The organism is Massilimicrobiota sp. mt181 (assembly GCF_055420065.1).
In genome coordinates this window covers 47,672-67,751 of the sequence record NZ_JBVAYN010000004.1, presented here as the reverse complement: position 1 = coordinate 67,751, position 20,080 = coordinate 47,672, and the positions used below count along the sequence as shown (strand labels likewise).

General features: G+C 32.5%; 20 protein-coding genes. All 20 read right to left on the bottom strand.

The genetic code is table 11. The annotated features are described in order from the left end of the window. Entirely contained in the window at positions 1-675 is a 675-nt protein-coding gene (locus tag ACZYT4_RS03695; protein WP_463782416.1) for a TIGR00266 family protein, read from the bottom strand. A gap of 1 nt (position 676) precedes the next feature. Further along, entirely contained in the window at positions 677-1,051 is a 375-nt protein-coding gene (mgsA, locus tag ACZYT4_RS03690) for a methylglyoxal synthase (protein WP_463782413.1), read from the bottom strand. 57 nt (positions 1,052-1,108) lie between these two features. Then, positions 1,109-1,915: a Cof-type HAD-IIB family hydrolase gene (locus ACZYT4_RS03685; protein ID WP_463782411.1), complete on the bottom strand. Its 807-nt coding sequence runs from the start codon at positions 1,913-1,915 to the stop codon at positions 1,109-1,111. Between the two features lie 12 nt (positions 1,916-1,927). Next, positions 1,928-2,680, bottom strand: a complete 753-nt coding sequence (locus tag ACZYT4_RS03680; RefSeq protein WP_463782409.1) for a MurR/RpiR family transcriptional regulator — start codon at positions 2,678-2,680, stop codon at positions 1,928-1,930. A gap of 187 nt (positions 2,681-2,867) precedes the next feature. Next, positions 2,868-4,178 carry an MATE family efflux transporter gene (locus ACZYT4_RS03675; protein WP_463782407.1) on the bottom strand — a complete coding sequence of 437 codons (1,311 nt, stop codon included), beginning with the start codon at positions 4,176-4,178 and terminating at the stop codon, positions 2,868-2,870. Between the two features lie 176 nt (positions 4,179-4,354). Continuing rightward, entirely contained in the window at positions 4,355-5,206 is an 852-nt protein-coding gene (locus ACZYT4_RS03670; RefSeq protein ID WP_463782403.1) for a Cof-type HAD-IIB family hydrolase, read from the bottom strand. A 73-nt stretch (positions 5,207-5,279) separates the two neighbouring features. Continuing rightward, complete coding sequence (locus ACZYT4_RS03665; protein WP_463782400.1) at positions 5,280-6,581, bottom strand: pyrimidine-nucleoside phosphorylase; 1,302 nt, start codon at positions 6,579-6,581, stop codon at positions 5,280-5,282. A 341-nt stretch (positions 6,582-6,922) separates the two neighbouring features. Continuing rightward, positions 6,923-7,699, bottom strand: coding sequence for an arginase family protein (locus ACZYT4_RS03660; protein WP_463782397.1), 777 nt, complete (start codon positions 7,697-7,699; stop codon positions 6,923-6,925). A 471-nt stretch (positions 7,700-8,170) separates the two neighbouring features. After that, the gene (gene fmt / locus ACZYT4_RS03655; RefSeq protein WP_463782393.1) at positions 8,171-9,121 is read right to left on the bottom strand and encodes a methionyl-tRNA formyltransferase; all 951 of its coding nucleotides are present in this window, start codon (positions 9,119-9,121) and stop codon (positions 8,171-8,173) included. A 62-nt stretch (positions 9,122-9,183) separates the two neighbouring features. Next, on the bottom strand, positions 9,184-10,599 hold the full coding sequence (locus ACZYT4_RS03650; RefSeq protein ID WP_463782390.1) for a PTS sugar transporter subunit IIB: 1,416 nt from the start codon (positions 10,597-10,599) through the stop codon (positions 9,184-9,186). Between the two features lie 85 nt (positions 10,600-10,684). After that, the gene (locus tag ACZYT4_RS03645) at positions 10,685-11,701 is read right to left on the bottom strand and encodes a CapA family protein (protein WP_463782388.1); all 1,017 of its coding nucleotides are present in this window, start codon (positions 11,699-11,701) and stop codon (positions 10,685-10,687) included. Positions 11,702-11,723: 22 nt separating this feature from the next. Next, positions 11,724-12,482 (bottom strand): MurR/RpiR family transcriptional regulator, encoded by a 759-nt coding sequence (locus ACZYT4_RS03640; RefSeq protein WP_463782386.1) that lies wholly within the window; start codon positions 12,480-12,482, stop codon positions 11,724-11,726. A gap of 121 nt (positions 12,483-12,603) precedes the next feature. Continuing rightward, positions 12,604-13,026: a DUF5301 domain-containing protein gene (locus ACZYT4_RS03635; protein ID WP_463782382.1), complete on the bottom strand. Its 423-nt coding sequence runs from the start codon at positions 13,024-13,026 to the stop codon at positions 12,604-12,606. Beyond that, the gene (locus ACZYT4_RS03630; protein ID WP_463782380.1) at positions 13,019-13,246 is read right to left on the bottom strand and encodes an acyl carrier protein; all 228 of its coding nucleotides are present in this window, start codon (positions 13,244-13,246) and stop codon (positions 13,019-13,021) included. Before ACZYT4_RS03630 ends, ACZYT4_RS03635 begins: the two co-directional genes overlap by 8 nt. Positions 13,247-13,250: 4 nt before the next feature. Then, complete coding sequence (locus ACZYT4_RS03625; RefSeq protein WP_463782378.1) at positions 13,251-14,432, bottom strand: alanine racemase; 1,182 nt, start codon at positions 14,430-14,432, stop codon at positions 13,251-13,253. Beyond that, entirely contained in the window at positions 14,425-15,933 is a 1,509-nt protein-coding gene (locus ACZYT4_RS03620; protein WP_463782376.1) for an amino acid adenylation domain-containing protein, read from the bottom strand. The genes ACZYT4_RS03625 and ACZYT4_RS03620 overlap by 8 nt, the downstream gene beginning before the upstream one ends. Positions 15,934-15,943: 10 nt before the next feature. Then, a complete protein-coding gene (locus ACZYT4_RS03615) occupies positions 15,944-17,056 on the bottom strand; it encodes a hypothetical protein (RefSeq protein ID WP_463782374.1) in 1,113 nt (370 codons plus the stop codon). An 11-nt stretch (positions 17,057-17,067) separates the two neighbouring features. Beyond that, on the bottom strand, positions 17,068-18,633 hold the full coding sequence (locus ACZYT4_RS03610; protein ID WP_463782372.1) for an MBOAT family O-acyltransferase: 1,566 nt from the start codon (positions 18,631-18,633) through the stop codon (positions 17,068-17,070). A gap of 222 nt (positions 18,634-18,855) precedes the next feature. Continuing rightward, a complete protein-coding gene (locus ACZYT4_RS03605) occupies positions 18,856-19,323 on the bottom strand; it encodes a hypothetical protein (RefSeq protein WP_463782369.1) in 468 nt (155 codons plus the stop codon). Positions 19,324-19,399: 76 nt separating this feature from the next. Further along, a complete protein-coding gene (locus ACZYT4_RS03600) occupies positions 19,400-19,981 on the bottom strand; it encodes a TVP38/TMEM64 family protein (protein ID WP_463782367.1) in 582 nt (193 codons plus the stop codon). Between the last annotated feature and the right edge of the window lie 99 nt (positions 19,982-20,080).

The window sequence follows — 20,080 nt, the reverse complement described above, 5'->3', positions numbered from 1 at the left end:
TTATTTTCCTGTTGGAATAAAAGGAATAATACTTTGAGCAATTGTTGAAATCGGCATCGTTTGTAAAACAACACGACCCGGTCCTGTAATGACTGTATGAAATAAACCTTCGCCACCTAATAATTTATTCTTCATACCCGGTACAGTTTGTGTTGTCAATTGACAAGTTGCATCCATTAAAGCCAGATTACCAGAATCAACAATGAGCTTTTGCCCGGCTTCTAGCTGATATTCTACAGTTGCGCCATCAATTTCAATAAAGGCAACACCATGTCCAGATAAACGACTCATCACAAAACCTTCACCACCAAAAAGTCCTGTTGATACTTTCTTATTAAAGAAAACACTTCTTTCTACTGTTTCTTCACAGGCTAAAACAGATGATTTTTGAACAACAATTTCCTTACCAGGTGCTATATCATATTTTTTGATTTCACCAGGAAATGAAGAACCAAAAGCAATTTTACCAGCTTCTTTTGCCTGATAGACATTTAAAAACATTGTTTCTCCTGAAAACATTCTTCCAAAGGCTTTACCAATACCACCACTTGTTGTTTCCATCGTCATACATGGATCCATCCAAGCCATTGCGCCACTATCACTCACCATTTTTTCACCTTTCTCCAATTCACAAATGACAACTGGAAAAGGTGTTCCTTGAATTTCATACCTCATTTTATTTTCCCTCACTTTCTAAAGTTTTAATAATCAGCTCTGCTGTTTTTTGGTGTGATGCTAGAGGAACTTGATGGACATCACAAACACGCATCAAAGCATTAATATCAGGCTCATGGGGTTGAGCTGTCAGAGGATCTCTAAAGAAAATCACAAAATCCATTTTTCCTTCACCCACATAACCACCAATCTGCTGATCTCCACCATAAGGTCCAGATAAACAACGATGAATCTTCAAATCCGTATTTTCCATAATTTTCAATCCTGTTGTCCCTGTCGCAAATAATGTATGTTGCTTAAAAAAAGATTCATGTTTTTTGACAAATTCAATCATTTCCTGTTTTTTAGAATCATGTGCTATTAATGCTATATTCATATAAACCACCTCTTATTTTTATTATACATGAAAAAAAGCTCTCATCAAAATGAAAGCTTACAAAATATGTTTTTCAATAAATTTTCCAATACCATCATGATCATTATCATCTGTGATATAATCAGCAACGCTCTTTGTCTTGTCACTACCATTGGCCATCACAACACCAACACCAGCATGAAGCGTCATATCGTAATCATTATCAGCATCTCCAAATGTACATAATTGTTCCATTGAAATATCATGCATTGCCATCACTTCCTGTAAACCATGTGTTTTTGTAACTCTTGGATCCATATATTCATATAAAACACTGGCTGTTTTCAATGAAGATGATTTATACTTGTCATTAGAAAATGTCTGACTTCTTTCCACAACTTGATCCATATATTCAGGTTGACAAATAATAATCAGTTTAGGACGAGGTTCTTTTAAGAATTCATCAAAATCTATGACCTGATAAGGCACACGATCATCTCTTGATAACATTTGAATATATTCATCATCTTTTGGTGCATACAACACACCTTGATAAGGAATAGCAAAATTCACGTCCATATCCTCATAATGATGAATAATATCTTTAATCAGTTCTCCATCTAATGGATAGCTTGATTTATCTACATGAAGAGTATAATCATAAATTTCAGCGCCACCTGTTCCCACAATAGCATCTACCAAACCTTCAATACCCCAAATCTTTAAAAGTGTTTTGACGCTATGCACATCTCTACCTGTTGATAAGCCAAATAAAATGCCCTTTTCTCTCACTTTTTTTATCATATCAACTGTCATTGGAGAAACAATCCCTTGACTGTTTAATAATGTTCCATCAACATCACACATAATCGCTTTGACATCCATAAATGAAACCTCCTAAATATAATATTTTGTATAATAATAAATACGTAAAACATCAAAAATCATCATCATCTGATAATTGAATTGAATACCATCAAAACGTCCTGGCACTTGAATCACATATTGTGCTCCCAAATCATTTTTATTTTTATATTTAACATTTTGCGTTAACAATACAATTTGAGCATCTTGGATATTTTGATGAGCACTTTCTTTTAAATAATCATGTAAAGTTCTTCCAGTAGCACTCATAAAAATAACGACATCATCTTTTTGGAATTGAAAATCTTTCACAAAATGATGATATTGAATGACTTCTTTACCAAAAGTAATAAAATCAGTCTGAAATTCTACCGCAATGCTTGTTGGATACAAAGCCCCTATTAAAATAACACGTTTATTTTTAAATATGAGTTCACAAATTAATTCTAATTCCTTCACAAGACTTTCCTTATCATATGATGGATCCAACTGTTCAATTAAGCCTGCAGCCGAAACACCTAACATACGTGCACGAATCTGAGAGACACGCAGCATATAATCTGCAATAAGTTCATTTTGAAAATCTTCATAAGTTTCAAAGCCTAAATGTCTACAGAAATCTAAAATCTCATCTTCACGAAAATGCCCTTCATCTATAACTCTCTGCAATGAATAATCTTCCATTTCCACATAATGATGGACAACAAACAAACCAATACGATACATATGATCATCATCAAGACAACCATTTAAATATTTTAAAATTCTTGATAAAACAATATCCATAAATGCTCCTCCTTTACATATCTTGATTATAATCCATTTTTGAATGAAAAGATTATTTTTTCTCAAACAGATAAGAGACAAGTCTATTTTATCAAAGATAAAGAATAAAAACAGATGTCCAGCCACTTTAGACATATATTTTTATAAAAAACGAAAAAAAAGGAAAAAATTTGAAAAAATTTTTTCACTACTTTGAAATTTCTAAAAAATGTCGGAAAGAAAACTTGAATTTTCCTATTAGCATTGTGATGAATTCAACACATGGAAATGCTAACCAAATCCCTGTCATACCCCATAAAATCGCAAACAGACAAGCACCCATAATAATACCTATACATCCCCTTAACAAAGATAATCTGAATGCTGAAAAAACCTGATTGGTTGTACTTAATAAGGAAATTGTTAAATAATTATAGCCGATAAATATAAATCCAATAAAATAATATCTCATCCCTTCATCAGCGAGCAACTGTAAAGTTTGATGATTTTCATGATTAAATAAAGCAACCAAATGAGATGATAACAGATAAGCCATACATAACACACAGATTCCTATACTCAAAACCACATAACATCCCTTTTTATATAAGTATTGAATTTCCTGACTCTGTCCTTGACCATAGGCTCTGCTTAATAATGGCTGAAGTCCTTGCGCAACACCTGTAAAAATAGCCAAAACAATCAAAGCCAAATTTGCGACAATCCCATAGGCGGCTACACCAATATGACCTTCCAAATTTAAAATCAGTAAATTAAATACAACAAGCACAAGACTTGAAGAAAACTCATTAATAAAGCTTGATAGTCCTGGCTTTAAAATGGTAAGAAGTTGAGAAATTTGAAATGAAGTTCTTGTCAAGTGAAAGCCATGTCTTTGAAGGAAAATATAAAGACATGCAATGAAAACACTGATGGTTGGCGCCAAACCAGTCGCTAAAGCCGCTCCCAATATTCCCATATGTAAGGGATACATGAAAAGATAATCTAAAACAATGTTTGTTAAACTGCCAGATATCATCATCAACATTGCCAGTTGAGGACTTCCATCATGACGAACAAATGACATGAAAAGATGATTCAATAAAAAACTTGGTGCAAACATAAGAATCGTTCTTAAATAAGTTGTACATAAAGGCAATATATCCTGATTAGCACCTAAACATTTTGCAAGTCCTGAGGCACCATACAACCCCATGAAAAAGAATAAGCATCCTAAGCCTACCGTCATTTGAAAAGATAAAGTAAAGGTTTGATTCGCCTCACCATGACGTTGTTGAGCCTTATAGATACTATAGCAAGTGGCACCACCAATCCCAATCATCACTAATCCATTGAGAAGTCCAAATATCGCAATCGCTATATTTAAAGCAGCCAAACCTTCTGAACCTAATCTATGCGAAACAAAAAACGTATCTGCTAAAATTGTTCCTGATGAACCAATCATCCCCAAGATAGCAAACATCATATATCTCCAAAATTCTTTTTTTAAATGTTTCATTCATAATCCTCCTTTGCCAAAATAAAAAGGTGCCTGAACGCATTCCTTCTCAGATCTACGGAATACGTTCAAGCACCTCAAGATATATTCATCCGATGACAAATATTCATGTGCATTCTTTAATTTTGCTCAACCATCTTATCATGGCATTCATATAAAGTCAAATATTTTCAATATTATATATCACTATCAATCAATTTCATTTCTTTCATCACTTTATAAATACCATCATCATCAGGATCAGTAAAGAAATATTTTCCTAATGCTTTTAAATTGTCTGTTGCTCCTTCATAGACAACACCTACATTAACTTCTTGAAGCATCTGATAATCATTCATACTATCTCCAAATCCAATTGTATCTTTCATTTGTCCATGGAAATGATTCACAACCTTTAAAATACCATCAGCTTTTGTACAATGTTTTAAAATAATTTCTCCGTTTATAAAATCATCTTCCTCTTTAGAAAAAGTCACAATATTAAAGAATTCTTCTAAGAAAGGTACACAATCTAAAAAACTTTGTTTATGAGGTGCTATAAAACATACTTTGGTAACACCTGTTGTTAAAATATTAAAATCTTTAATTGGTAAACGATTTTCTCCCATACGTCTCAACTGAAAAAATCGCATTAATTCTAAATTGTTTTCACAATCTTTTTGATGTTTCTGATCAAAGAATTCATTTACACCTGGAGTCTGATATAAAGCATTTTTAGTTTCCAATGTAAATAAGATATGATTGTTAATGAATAGAGTCATCACTTCCGACAAAATATATTGATTCATAAAATTTTCAAAAATATATTCACCATTCACAATGACAAAACCACCTGCACTACAGATTGCTCCATCAAACTCAATATTTTGAATATCCCCTACAATAGACGTTGGAGCACGCCCTGTACAAAGAAAAGCACGATGTCCATTTTGTCTGGCATTTTGAATAGCTTGTTTTGTTTTTTCAGTCACCATTTTAGATTTGCCAACCAATGTCCCATCAATATCAAAAAATAAAAATTTTCCCATTATTTTCACCACCGCATATTATTATACATCATTTTTCGACATCACGTATAAAAATATCACTTTTTGAAAATAATTATGACAAAACTTCATCAATGAGTTGTGGCTTTCCAACAAATTCATCTGAAAAATCATAAGCATTGAAAATTTCAGTTTCAAGTTCCTGACTTAAACCCGTATTTGTATGAACTTCAACTAATACTTCACCCTTTTTCACAAAATCCCCTATTTTTTTATGAAGAACTAAACCAACACTATAATCAATCTCATCATCTGTTTTTTCACGTCCTCCACCCAGCTTCATACTGACTATACCTAAAGGCTTTGCTTTTAAATCTTTGACATATCCTGTTTTTTGACTATAAACAGGAATTACGTCTTTAGCCTTAGGAAACATTTCTGGATGTCTGATATAAGCATCATCACCACCTTGAGCTTTGACCATAGCACATAATGTACGAAGCGCTTTTTTACTTTCAATAGTCTCTTCAAGCATTTTTCTTGCGGTAATTAGAGAATCTGTTTTTTGAGCCTGAATTAACATATGACTTCCTGCCTGTAAACAAAGTTCTAATAAGTCTTCTGGTCCATGTCCATTTAAAGTATCAATAGCTTCTTTAACTTCCAGACTATTTCCAATAGCATAACCTAATGGCTGACTCATATTAGAAATGGTTGCTCTGGTATCTTTACCAAGCGAATCACCAATGTCAATCATTGTACGTGCCAATTCTTTGGCATCTTCAATTGTATTCATAAAGGCTCCATCACCATATTTCACATCTAACAATATCGCATCACTGCCTGCTGCCAGTTTTTTTGACATGATAGAAGAGGCAATTAATGGAATACAGGAAACAGTGGCGGTGACATCACGCAAGGCATACATTTTTTTATCAGCTGGATCTAAATGACCACTCTGTCCAATAATCGCCAAGCCACAATCATTAACCTGCTTCACAAAATCTTCTTCATCAATCATAATATGAAGGCCCGGTATAGATTCTAATTTATCCAATGTCCCACCAGTATGTCCTAATCCTCTTCCACTCATTTTTGCCACTGGTACTCCACAAGCTGCCACAATCGGTCCTAAAACTAAAGATGTTTTATCACCAACACCTCCCGTGCTATGTTTATCAACTTTGATTCCTTGAATACCACTTAAATCAATAACATCACCACTATGCATCATTTCTTTAGTTAAAATAGCTGTTTCTTCCTTATCTAAGCCTTGAAAACAGACTGCCATGAGCCATGCACTCATCTGATAATCAGGAATATCTCCTTTGGTATAACCTGCTACAATAAAGTGAATCTCTTCTGGAGTATGTTTGAATCCATCTTTTTTCTTTTCAATTAAATCAACCATTCGCATTGTTTTCTTCCTCACTTTTCTTTTTTAAAAGATTACGAAATCTTATATCTCCATTATACACTTCCCAGATTGTGAATGCACGATTTATCCAAAAATCAATATGATTTCACATAACAACAAAATGATTTCCCCAGTTTTCCATAATACCATTTTTTTGATTCACAATGCTTTCTCCTATATTCATTATATGTGATATACTCCTAGAGATCACCACATAAAAATAGAATTCAAAAATGGGCAGAGAAAAAGCAGTTCATTATCAAAACAAACTGCTCCTACAAATATTTTTTAATCAATGATAATTCCTTTTTATAATCTTTGACAATCTTTCATATAATAAATTATTCAGTAAACATATTCATTTGTGAAAACATTTTATAGAGCTTATATTCATCAAAAGGCAGATATTCGGCAATCGTAAATCCTACAACATTGGCATTTTCTGTAATACAGTGAAGAGTTCTTTCTAATTGATCAAATGTCATTTTTCCTCCACCTGAACCATCACCTGTTAATTCATCATTTGCAAAATAAGTAGAATGAAAAAGTTTTTCATCAAGAACATCAACATCAAAATGAACAAGTATATTTTCATGTTTCTTTATAAAAGACAAAATATCTTGATCAGATGCAAATTCATTTGTTTGTATTTTATAATTGACTCCTGCTTCATCTAAAAATTGTCTTTGATAATCATGTAAATCTTGAAGCCCCACATATAATATTTCATCAGATTGAAAATATTTATTTTTCATCAAATCGGATAAGCTTTTGTCTCCATAACCCATCAAAGAACCTAATACCATAGCATGAGCATTTGGATAACCATTTTTTACTGTAGAAACATCAGGGTGAGCATCTATCCAAATGATACCTACATTATCATATTTTCCATGTAAATAATCAAATGGTGCTAACGAAATAATACAATTTCCACCAATTGTAATTATTTTATCTGGATTTTCTTTTTCTATTTTTTCTATTGCATTTTTTATTCCTGATATAACTTCATTTTTTCCATAAATACCATCTATGACTCTTTTTTCTTTTCCATCCGGTGGTGAAATTTCCACGTTTACAACTGGTTGATTGTTATTTTGAGGCAAAATATGTGACATTAAATGAGCTCCAAAAAAAATATTGTTCCAATCCACCACTCATATAATCAGGATATAGTAATCTTATTGTCTTCATAACATCCTCCTTAAATATGATTTTATACTATTATAACACGCGCTATCACAATCGTCATTTGTTCTGCTTTTAAACGATTCCTTAAATGGAATCATTTGTGGTATATAAAATCTTTTAATGCATAATCAAAGACAAATGCCTCTCAATAAATATTATGCATTGCTTCAATAAATAAGATAAGTATTTTTGAACATCTGTAGAAACTCTTTTTCAACAGTTATTTTCTTTTATTCTTAATCTTTTTAATAGCCATAAAAAAGATGCATTCCTTGAATCTAGTTTTATAGATGATGTCTGTCAACTTTTGACTGAGTTTTTGTTTGATGATGAAATACATAAACTTGATTCCTTTCTCACAAAATATTCACTTACAAAATGCGAAAAAATACAAAGTTTTATTCAAACTTTGTATTGACTTCAAAGATACAATGTCCATTCAAATAATCTTTGACAGACATTCTCTTTTTACCTTCTAATTGTAATTCTGTTATCAAATAAACACCATCATTCACTTTAACACCAATCGCATCTTTAAAGATTTTGACGATTGTGCCATTATCCTGATGAGCATGATGTTTCACTGCATTTTCACATTGATGAACATGTCCAGCCCAGATTTTAACTGTCTTTCCCTGATAAGTTGTATAGCTTCCAGGCCATGGATTGGTTCCACGAACCTTGTTATAAACTTGTCTGGCAGACATATTCCAATCAAGACGTTCATCTTCTCTTGTTAGTGTAGGGGCATATGTGACCAGACTTTCATCCTGTGGGATGCGCTGATTTTGACCTGCAAGAATATCAGGCAAAGTCTCTTTAAGCAGCTTGGCACCTAAATCACTTAAACGATCATATAAAACACCCACTGTATCATCTTCTAAAATAGGTGTCTCTCTTTGGGCAATCATATCACCTGCATCCATTTTCTTGACCATATACATAATTGTCACACCTGTTTTATCTTGTCCATCAATAATGGCCTGATGAACTGGCGCTCCTCCACGATATAATGGTAACAATGATGCATGGACATTAATACAACCTAAACGAGGGATATCCAAAACTGCCTGTGGGACAATTTGACCATATGCTGCTGTAATAATCAAATCCGGTTTTAAATCCACAACCGCCTGATAATCTTCTTTAATACGTGCTGGTTGAATCACAGGTATATCATGTTTCAAAGCTTCTACTTTGACATCAGGCATTGTTAAAACTTTTTTTCTTCCTACATATCGATCAGGCTGTGTGACAACACCGACAATATGATAGTTTTCTTCAATCAACATTTTCAAAACAGCTAATGAAAAAGATGCTGTTCCCATAAATACAATTCTTTCTTTCATGTCATCACTCACTTTCATCAATTTATAATATTATGATATTTTTTAATTTTATACAATCATTTTCAATTTTTTTCTTCTAGATATTTCACGCATAGTGCTGTCAATCCATCAAGCATATAAGGACTTGATTCTTTCATACTATAAAATTCTGGCATAAATTCCTCAGGGATAAATGACATTAATTTGTTTTTGACTTCATTCATATCACTGGTCATTGGAGAACAGATGACAACAGCTTCTGGTCCCAACACACAGATAGAAGGTAATAATGATTTTGTGACAAGTTCCAAAACACCTTCGTGTGTCCAGGCTAGTTTTCCACATTCATCAGATAACTGCATACGTCGAATAAAATACTTAATCTCTCCAGCCAAACCATTTTTCCCTATAACAATCTTTCCTTGAGAAATAACACCCTGTCCACCAACACCAAAACCAAAAGGCTGCGAATGATAAATAATATTCTGATATTCAGGATGTTCCAACGCAAAACCAACAACAGCTGCATTAGCATTATTATAAATCACGACCTGTATACCATATTTCTTTTCAAAATCTTCCTTAATATCAATATTTCTTTCATCGACAGTATTTCTTAACTGTTTATCATCTTTAACGATTCCAGGCGTTGCAATACCAATCACATCAATATGAGAATGTTTTAATAAAACAGTATCAATAATATCATATAAATCATAAATATTCATTGTTGGTTTAATAATCATATTGCTATCAATGATTTCACAGTGATCACTTAAACGATAATAGATACGTGTCTGAGCTTTATTATGTGAAATGACAATAGATAAAATACGATTATCATACTCAACACAATGTGTATGTTCTTTTTTGATTTCCTGTGTTTTATTGGCATTATATTGTTCTAATTCATTTTGTAAGAATTTTAAAGCACCTAAAGCATCATAGGATGCAAAAACAGCTGTTGGAATCTGTAAAACCAGTTTATCCGTCAAACTGTCTTTCAAACGATTCAACATATAGCCAATCTGTGGTGCAATCAAAACAACATCATATTTTTCAACTTCTTCATAAATACTTAAATATGAGACAGCATCAAAATGATAATCCAAGCCCAGCATACCTGCCACACTATTTAAGTTTTCCGCAAACATTGATGTTGTTAGTCCTGCTGAACATGACAAAAGAACCTGTAATGTTTTCTCAGCTTTTAATCCAACCAATGTTTCTACCATCTCATCATACAATTGTTTGGCATGATCTTCATCATTCAGTTCAAAATGCAAATAAAACTTAACTGAATCATCTTTTTTCGAAACAATAGAAAATTCAACAATCGTACTTTCTTCAATCTGTGTAAATGTAATAGAAGCTTCCCCATAATCAGTTAATAATTTAATCAGATGTTCATCCTCTGCAACAATCTGATAATCATCACTATGATGTGACTGAATCCATGCAGGAAAATCAAAATCCAATACCTTTCTTTCTTGATCCATAAAATTATCCTCTTTTCTATATCTTAATTCTATTTTATCATGAAACCCCAAACAAAACCATATAAAGAAAAATAGCACATGAGTGCTATTCAATATTATGAACTTTACTTAAAACACGCTCAGCATCATCACCATCAACAATTGTTGGCTGATAATTATTGCGTGATGAAGTTGATGAAATCATACATGGAATGATTTCATGATCTTCTTTAACCAGCTGATCATCTTCAAAAGAAAAAGTATGCTGATAAATCATTGTATCCTTATCACTTGGATTCTTATTTCCACCAAAACAGAAATTTCCTAAACTATAAACAATTTGTTTGCCCTTATAAGTTTCTATTCCCTGTAAAACATGAGGATGAGAACCTATGACCAAATCAGCACCTGTATCAATTGTCTTTTTTGCAATGGAACGTTGTGATTCCATTGGAGATTGATCACGTTCAATACCCCAGTGATAATAAACAATAACCAAATCACTTTGTTTCTTTAAATCCATAATGGCTTGACTCATTTCAGATGTCAAACTATCTGGAAAAGAATAGCCTAAAAAACCAATTTTCACTCCCTGAACATCCATGATACAACTCTCATCATAGCCAAAATGCTCAATCTGATTTTCATCTAATATATCTTTTGTATCCTGCATTCCCTGTTCAAAATGATCACGGGAATGATTATTCGCTAAAGTGACAGCTTCAATATTCCCTTCCTTTAATATATTCACATATTCAGGTTTTCCCTGAAAGGCAAATGTCTTTTCAGCATGATCTCTGGAGGTTGTTAAAGGTCCTTCCAAATTGGCAATCGTTAAATCATCTTTTTCAAAAACAGATCGCACATTTTTCAAAAAATAAGTACTATCTTGTCCCTGATTTTCATATTCCTGATCAAAAGAACCACTATAGCCCTGACCAGCATAATTTCCTAATGTGATATCACCTACAAAAGATAAAGTAATTGTCGTTTTCTTCACTTCAGGTTCCTTTGTTTCAACAGTTTCTTCTGGTGTTTTCTCAACCATTTCCTTTTGATTTTGGCATGCCATCAATGTTAAAACCATCACCATTGATAATATCGCCTGTAATATTTTCTTCATTTTAACCTTCCCCATAATTCTATTATTCTTCTGAATAAAATTTCTGATAATAACGAATACGTATCAAATCTAAAATCATCATCGTCTGATAACCAAATTCCAGACCATCAAATGTTCCTAAAACATGTACAACGTAATCTGGACAAACATTTTCAAATTGAACATATTTCATATTTTGAGTCACCAAAACAACATAGGCATCACACAAATGCTGTTTGACCATTTTTTTCGCATTTTGTTCCATGGTACGTCCTGTTGCTGTGATAAAAATGACAACGTCATCATCAGAAAACTCAAATCCTTTATCAAAATGATGATATTCAATGACTTCCTTACCAAAAGTAATCAAATCGGTCTGAAAATCGACTGCAATACTGCTTGGATATAAAGCACCTACAATCACAACTCTCTTTTTTTCAAATATTAAATCACAAATCTGATCAATCGTCTTTAAGAATTCTTCTTTAGAAAATTTAATATTGAGATGTGACAAAAACTTATCAACTGAAGTATGTAACATTCTGGCATTAATCTGATCCAAACGAATTTGTTTATCAATCATTAATTGTTGATGAAACTCATCATAGGAATGAAATCCAAGATGATAAAAAAAGTCCTGAACTTCTTCTTGAGAGCACTTTGACATATTAACAAACTGCTGTAAATCATATTGACAGATATCTTGATAATGCTTCACTACAAAACTTCCTATACGATACATATAATCATTATTGAGACAACCATTTAAATATTTTAAAATACGGGATATTAATAAATCCATGATGTCACCCCTTTTCTCCATTATACAACAAAACAAAGCTGAAAACTAATATTTCTCTTTACATAAAATAAATCACTCTATACAAAAAGAGGCATTCCTGCCTCTGATATCTTCAAATCGCTTATTTAAGATAACGAACAATACTGTTATACTCATCACCACTCAGTCGATAAATACCATTATAGGGTTCTTCTATATAATATTGATGATCTTTCCTATAAAGGTAGAGAGATCTTCTATCAAATTTCAAATGAAATTCAAGTCTTACCTTTTGACTGACATTAAAAGGCACGCCATTGAGACTCTCCTGTTGGGTTGTTTTCCCTTGTAAAACACGCACAATATCCGCTATCATGTCTTGATCCGTCATTTTCTTACTTGCCTTTTTTTGGACGAAGACAATTCTTTTGATTTTTTGTGGCTGTGGGAAATTGAGCTGATAAGTCATTCTTGACATATACATGCCATATAAAATTCCTGAAATAAGCAATATGATAACTGCTATTTTGAATGTTTCTTTATGAATATGTATATGTCTATTCATCTTGTAATCTTTGAATCATTGCCCACATTGCTTTAGCTGAATTAAAATTTTCTGGAACGATATCTGAAGCCCCAATTTGAACATCAAATGTATCATTGATTTCAGCAACAATTTCTAAGATTGCAAACGAATCTAATTCTCCATCATCAATCAGTGTCTGACATCCTCTAAAATCAATATCACTATCAATGTCTTCTAATAATTCTAATAATTTTTCCATTCTCTTACTCTCCTTTATAATTAAATATATTTGTTTCAAAACGACTACGCTGTAAACATAATCCATCTTGTTTTGAATAAAGATAAATACTTGGTAAATCACGACTTAAAAAGAGTGAAATACCTTCACACATGGCATAGGCACCTACACGTTGAAATTCTAAAACATCTCCAATTTGCGGATTCTCTAAAGGCAGTGACTTAACAAGATTATCATTCATTGTACATAAAGAACCGGACACATGGCAGTGTACAATTTGACCATTTCCCTGCTCTTTTTTTAATTGGCGATAATAAGGAATTTTCATAGCCATCATTTGACCATAATAAGTCATTTGATGCATCCCACCATCAACAATACAATAAGGGACCTGATTGATTTTATAATCCACAATTTCTGTATAATAACGACCGCAATTTGCAGCAATAAATCTACCTAATTCCAAAATAATCTGTCCTTGAAAATGGAGACTCCCTAAGAGCTCTTTAAAACCTTTAAGAAGTTCGACTTCATCATAGGCTTTACTCCCATGAAAATATTCTACATAAAAACCTGGTCCGAACTCTAATTCCTTAGCAACATATCCATATTCTTTTTCCAATCTCTGTAAAAGTGTATCGACATATTTGAGTTCCTGTTCATACAGATTTAATTTTTTTCTTTGAGTCCCAGAAAAATGTTGAATTCCAACAATGTCAACATAGGGATATTGCTTGCGAGAAGCAATAAGATGACATAACTCTTCTTCAGACATACCAAACTGATTTCCGGTTGTTATTCTTAACAATGTTGATACCTGACAATCCAGTTGTTTGGCTATTTCATGAATCATTTCAAACTGGTGTACAGATTCACTTGTATAAACAAGACAATCACGATATGTCGCCATAACTCTTAAAAGTTCATCTGCATTTTTATACACACCTGATAAGACAACTTTCTCCATAGGAATATTAGCTCTTTCACAAATCGCAAATTCTCCATGAGAACAGACTTCATAACGATTTATGATACCTTCAATGCTTTGAATGACAAAAGGATTGGCTTTCATAGCATAACATAACTGTATATTGTCTCCTAACATGTCTTGGATAAACTTTATTCGCTCTTGTAATACATCTATATCAAAGACATATGCCGGTGTTGCTAGATTTGTGATAACATCGCGATACTGTGGTTCAAACATTGTAATCCTCCTTTATCATTGACTTTAATTTCTCTCTATCAATCTTTCCATTTTTTGTGAGTGGGAAACCATGAACCTGACAAAAGGCATTGGGAATCATAAAGACAGGGAGCTCCCTTTTTAAAGCACGTGTCAGTTCACGGCGTTCAATATCACCATCATAGAAAGCTATGATTTTATGATTTTCAAAAAGACAGCACGCTCTTTGAACAGTGTCTACATTTTGCATAGCCTTTTCAATTTCGCCTAACTCAATTCTATGACCCATATGTTTAATTTGAAAATCTTTGCGTGATGCAAAACACAATTCACCTTGTTGATTATAGTAACCTAAATCACCTGTACGATAAATGATCTCTCGATAACGAGAATTCAATGGATTTTGACAAAAAGCCTGCTTTGTCTGTTGAGGATTGTTATAATATCCTAAGCTGACAGCTGTTCCACTAACACAGATTTCACCTAAAACATCTGGCCTAGTCACTTCCTGATTGTCTTCATCTAACAGAAAGACCTTTTCATTATGAAATGCTTTTCCAATGGGAATCACATCATCCTGATCCATTTCACTCATAATATGATAAGCACAATTACACGTAATTTCTGTTGGTCCGTATAAATTGACATACATCGCATCTGGTAAATAAGACTGCCAAATACGTAACTGTTTCATAGGCATGACTTCACCACTAAACATGACTTTGGTTATCTTATGGGGAATCTTATATTCAAATCCTTTCAAAGTTGAAATAATACAAACAGCAGATACTGCCCAAATAATTGTTGTGACTTCTCTTTCACATAAGAAATCCAATAATTTAACAGGTATTGAAAAATATTGTCTTGGGATGATTTGCATAGTTGCGCCAGTTTTAATTGTTGAATAAATATCTTTAACAGAAACATCAAAATCCCAAGGAGCCTGATTACCAATGACATCATTTTCATGAATATCAAATGTTTTTGTAAATGTTTCAATAAAATCGATGACACTGCGATGAGATACACAAACACCTTTAGGAATACCTGTAGAACCAGAAGTAAAAATAGTATATAACGGCATTGTATCAATATGTTGACTGGCAATTATATCTAATTTTTCTTGATTAATTTGTCCATATAAATCTTCTAATAAGATAATCTCACTTTCCATTTTTTTCTTTTGAAGTAAATCCAGATATTTTTGAGATGTCACAATCATTTTTGATTCCAGTGTTTTCATAATATGATTTAATCTTGTTTGAGGCTGTTTCATATCCAACAAAACATAAAATCCACCAGCATAGACCACTCCAAAAAACAGACAAATCGTATCGACACTCTTTTCCATAAAAATAGGAACTGGTTGTCCAATAGAAATCTTTGAAGCTAAGGCACTGCCAATCTCCTGCGCTTTTCTATATAACCCTTCATACGTTATAGATTGATCAATATCTGCAAAAGCAACCTTATCAGGATATTTTCTGGCACTCTCTTTTAAATAATCTAAAACATTGTACATTTTATATCTCCTATTTCTCTATAATTTCTCTGACTTCTTTATAGTTATATCTTTTTTTCTTTCCCAAACGAATCTGCTCATCAGCCCATTTGTATATTTTTTCATAGGCTACCACCTCCTGTTGGTATCGTTGAATGATTTTTTCATCATGAGGAGTATCTGATAGATGATATTTTTCGTCTAATCGTTTTCCTAAATACATTGTCAATTTCTTTTGACCATAAATATTTAAATGATTCTGATTATAAAAATCTGTTTGAGGATTCAGACCCATCTCATCAACATAATCATCCATATCTATACACTCATAACCATATTGGTGTATCAAAGCTTTTGCAGCATTATTACGTTCGCGTTCTGGTATCATTTTCTCTGAATAGTAACGAGGCATATTTGTAAAAACAATATTCGTTAAACCTTGTTTTTGACAATACTCCAATAACTCTTTTAAGTGTTGTCCTGATAAATGATACATTGGTCTTTCTTGTGTATGTGCCCTAATAGGAATTGAAGATTTTTGAGGTATGATTTGTGCTGTCCCCTGAATACCCGCTGATAATAAATGAATATTGTCCTGATGGATGAACTCATCAATACTTTCTTCCACATTGTCTTTAAATTTTGCCCAATTAGAATGGTATTTTAAAAATGGAATATAATATGATAATCTTTCATCTTCAGGAACCAGCTCCTGAATAGTCTGAACTTTATTTTCAGAATAGGGCATATTATCAATCCATGATCTCAAAGGCCCTTCTCTAGTTTCAAAATCATCATTATACAATATACCATTGATATCAATCAGAATGACTTTGGGGTTTTGTGTCTTTAAGACTTCAATTAACATAGATTTCGCAATTCCCATAGGAGCGGCATTTGTTCCAAGAGAATAACTTGTATATCCAAATTCTTGAAACGCTAAAGGCGCAGAATAATCGGTAAATGCTGTACTGGCTCCTATCATGACCATATCAAGACTATTTTTTTCTAATTTATAAAAATTTTTGACACGGACAGCATCTGAACTGTATGCCTGACGACACATGATAAAATTCATCCCACATACCAGTCCTATCATAATGACTGTCATCATCAAGATTTTGCATTTTTGCGATTTTGTCATAAATTGCCTCCTTAAAACTGCATATATACAAATTGTGTTTGGTCATAACCAGGACCATACATACCAAACAATAAAACAATCAGAAATGCAACAATATAAACACCCCAACGTACCCAGACAGATCTTTTTTCAATACATTCACGTACACTCTTTTTCTCCTGAAGAATATCTACAATCAATAAAACAATAAAACCTACCAATAATACAACATAATTTTTACCATTCAATCCAAATGAAACAAGTTCCTTTTTGATTCCTATTGGAAACTCATAAAAGTGAAAACATTTAAGAAAAATGTGCCACCCATCAGCAAATGTAGCCGCTCTAAAAATAATGCATCCTACACAAGTGATCCAGAAAGTACGTAAAATCTGAAAAAGCTGAAAACCATGGGATTGAACGGGTATATGCAATTTTTGATTCAAATAGCTCCAAACTGGTTTCATTAATCCACTGATGCCAATTAACAAGCCATAAAAAATTCCCCAGACAATATAATTCCATTGAGCTCCATGCCATACACCTACCAAGAAAAAGACAAGTAAGTTTCCTAAAGCGATTGGTAAAGTTCGACCCATATGTTTACCAAAATGTTTCTTGGCAAACTTTCCTATTTTTCGAACACCTTGAGTTAAAGAAAATGGATAAAAAACATAATCTTTCATCCAGCTTCCTAGTGACATATGCCATCTTCTCCAAAACTCAGAAACGCTCTTAGAGAAATAAGGACGACGAAAATTTTCTGCCATGGTGATGCCCATTGCTTGTGCACATCCACGCGCAATATCTATACAACCAGAAAAATCTGTATAATCCTGAATTGCATACATAAAGACGCCTAAAGCCACACCCATGCCTGAAACATTCAAATAATTTTCAAAGACAAAATTAGCTATAACAGCTGCTCTATCTGCAATAATCATCTTTTTAAAATAGCCCCATAACATAAGCTGTAAACCAAATTTCAAATCATGATAACTCGCTTTTTTGGGTGCATAAAGTTGGGGTGCCAGATCTTTAAATCGACCGATAGGTCCCTGAAGAATTTGTGGAAAAAAAGACACAAATAAAGCAACTTTTGCTAGATTACGTTCTGGCTCCACTTTTCCCCAATAAACATCAATCACATATGACATTGTTTGAAATGTATAGAAAGAAATACCTAATGGCAATATCAGATGAAGTGTTGGAATCTGACTTCCCAATGACAACGTTTCTAATAGGTGGTTGATATTTTCTGCAAAGAAATGAAAGTATTTTAAAAATAATAATATTCCAAAATTTAATACCAATGTGAAAATCAGCACTCTTTTCCTTTTCAGCTGATATTTCTTTTTACTTTCCTTTGTGGATGCGTGACTCTTTTCCATTTGATATTGCTTACCCATATATAGCGTTGCAATATAGGAGCTGAGTGTGGTTAATAAAATAAATATCAGAAACTTCACACTTGCATAACAATAGAAAAAGTAACTTGCTATTAACAAGAAAATCCATTTCCATTTAGCTGGAATAAGAAAACTTCCCACTAAAACAAATAGAAAAAACAATAAAAAAACTAATGTATTAAAAGCCATAAAATCATTCCTTATTAATCTTTTTTACACAATTCATCTTATAAAATTGTTATGAATTTACTATGGAAATCTTGTGTACTTTCTGTGTATCTTGTCAGATTTCATTTTCAAATAAAAAAAGAAGTCAAATCATAAGATTGACTTCCTCTTGATATCTCATCAAAATCATGAGTTGAAAACTAAAAACTTTCTCACTCACAACATGATTTTTATATTTTCAGTTTAGAAAAAATCATTCAACTCACTAAAATCAATTTCTCTCTCTAAAATCAGTTCCTTTAATCTGGCAAGCTGATTAATAAAAAGTGTTCTTCTCTTTTCTAGTTCATCTTTTTCAAAATTATCATTTTCAAACATTATCCATTCTTCAAGATGATTGAAAACATCCTGATATAAATTTTGACAAAATTGTAACATACTGGTATGCGAATATTGATGACCAATATACTCTTCAGACAATAGCTCTCGTCCATCTCTTTCTAATATGATATGACAGTTATAATAACTGACCACACATAATAAACGCCCTGGCTCCATAAAACCTTTCACACAAAAAGGTAACCTTGTTTCTAATCCATGGATAGCCTGATCCAACCACTGCAAAGCAATATCATCCAAATAACTCAAACGAAATGAGAAAGTACCATCAAGCTGAAACTCAGTCCAACCATATTCTGGTTTTGTTAACATCAAATCATCTCCATTCTTCATTCATTATTTTGTCCATATTATATGGTTTTATGTATTGACTAAGAGACAGCATCATTTAAAAGAACTGTCCAAGAAAGATTAATAATTCTTTAATTCCATAAGAATAGAGAAATAATCCTGCTGGTTTACAAAGCATATTGATCAACATATATTTCTTTGTTGACATACTGGTCAGTCCTGCAATCATACACAATAAATCATCGGGAAAACCAGGAAGAAGAATAGCTAAGGCAAAGAACATTTCAAATTTTTGACCTTTATCCAGCCAGCCAATATATTTATCATATGTTTTTTGATCAGTGACTTTCAATATAAAATTCTGACCATATTTTTTAACCAACTTAAAAATAATATAAGAACCTATCAATAAGCCAATATAATTATATATAAAACCTTCTACCGGTCCAAAAACAATAACACCAATTCCACTACTGACACCACCAGGAATAATAGGAATCACAACCTGAATGATTTGGATAAGAATAAACACAAGAGGTGCTATCGCTCCTAACTCCCTTAAATATAATTGAAGACTTTCTGGATTGGATAAATAATGAGATTGACCCAAATAAACTATCAATACACATAGGGCAATAGTCCCAATCACTGTTAGCCATTTTGTTGATTTTAATGCCATACTTTTCACCTCAATAATAGTATAACCATGAAAATATAATAAAATGATGTATAAATTCTTAATATTTTCTAAATATAACTTATTTTTGATGATTTTTTA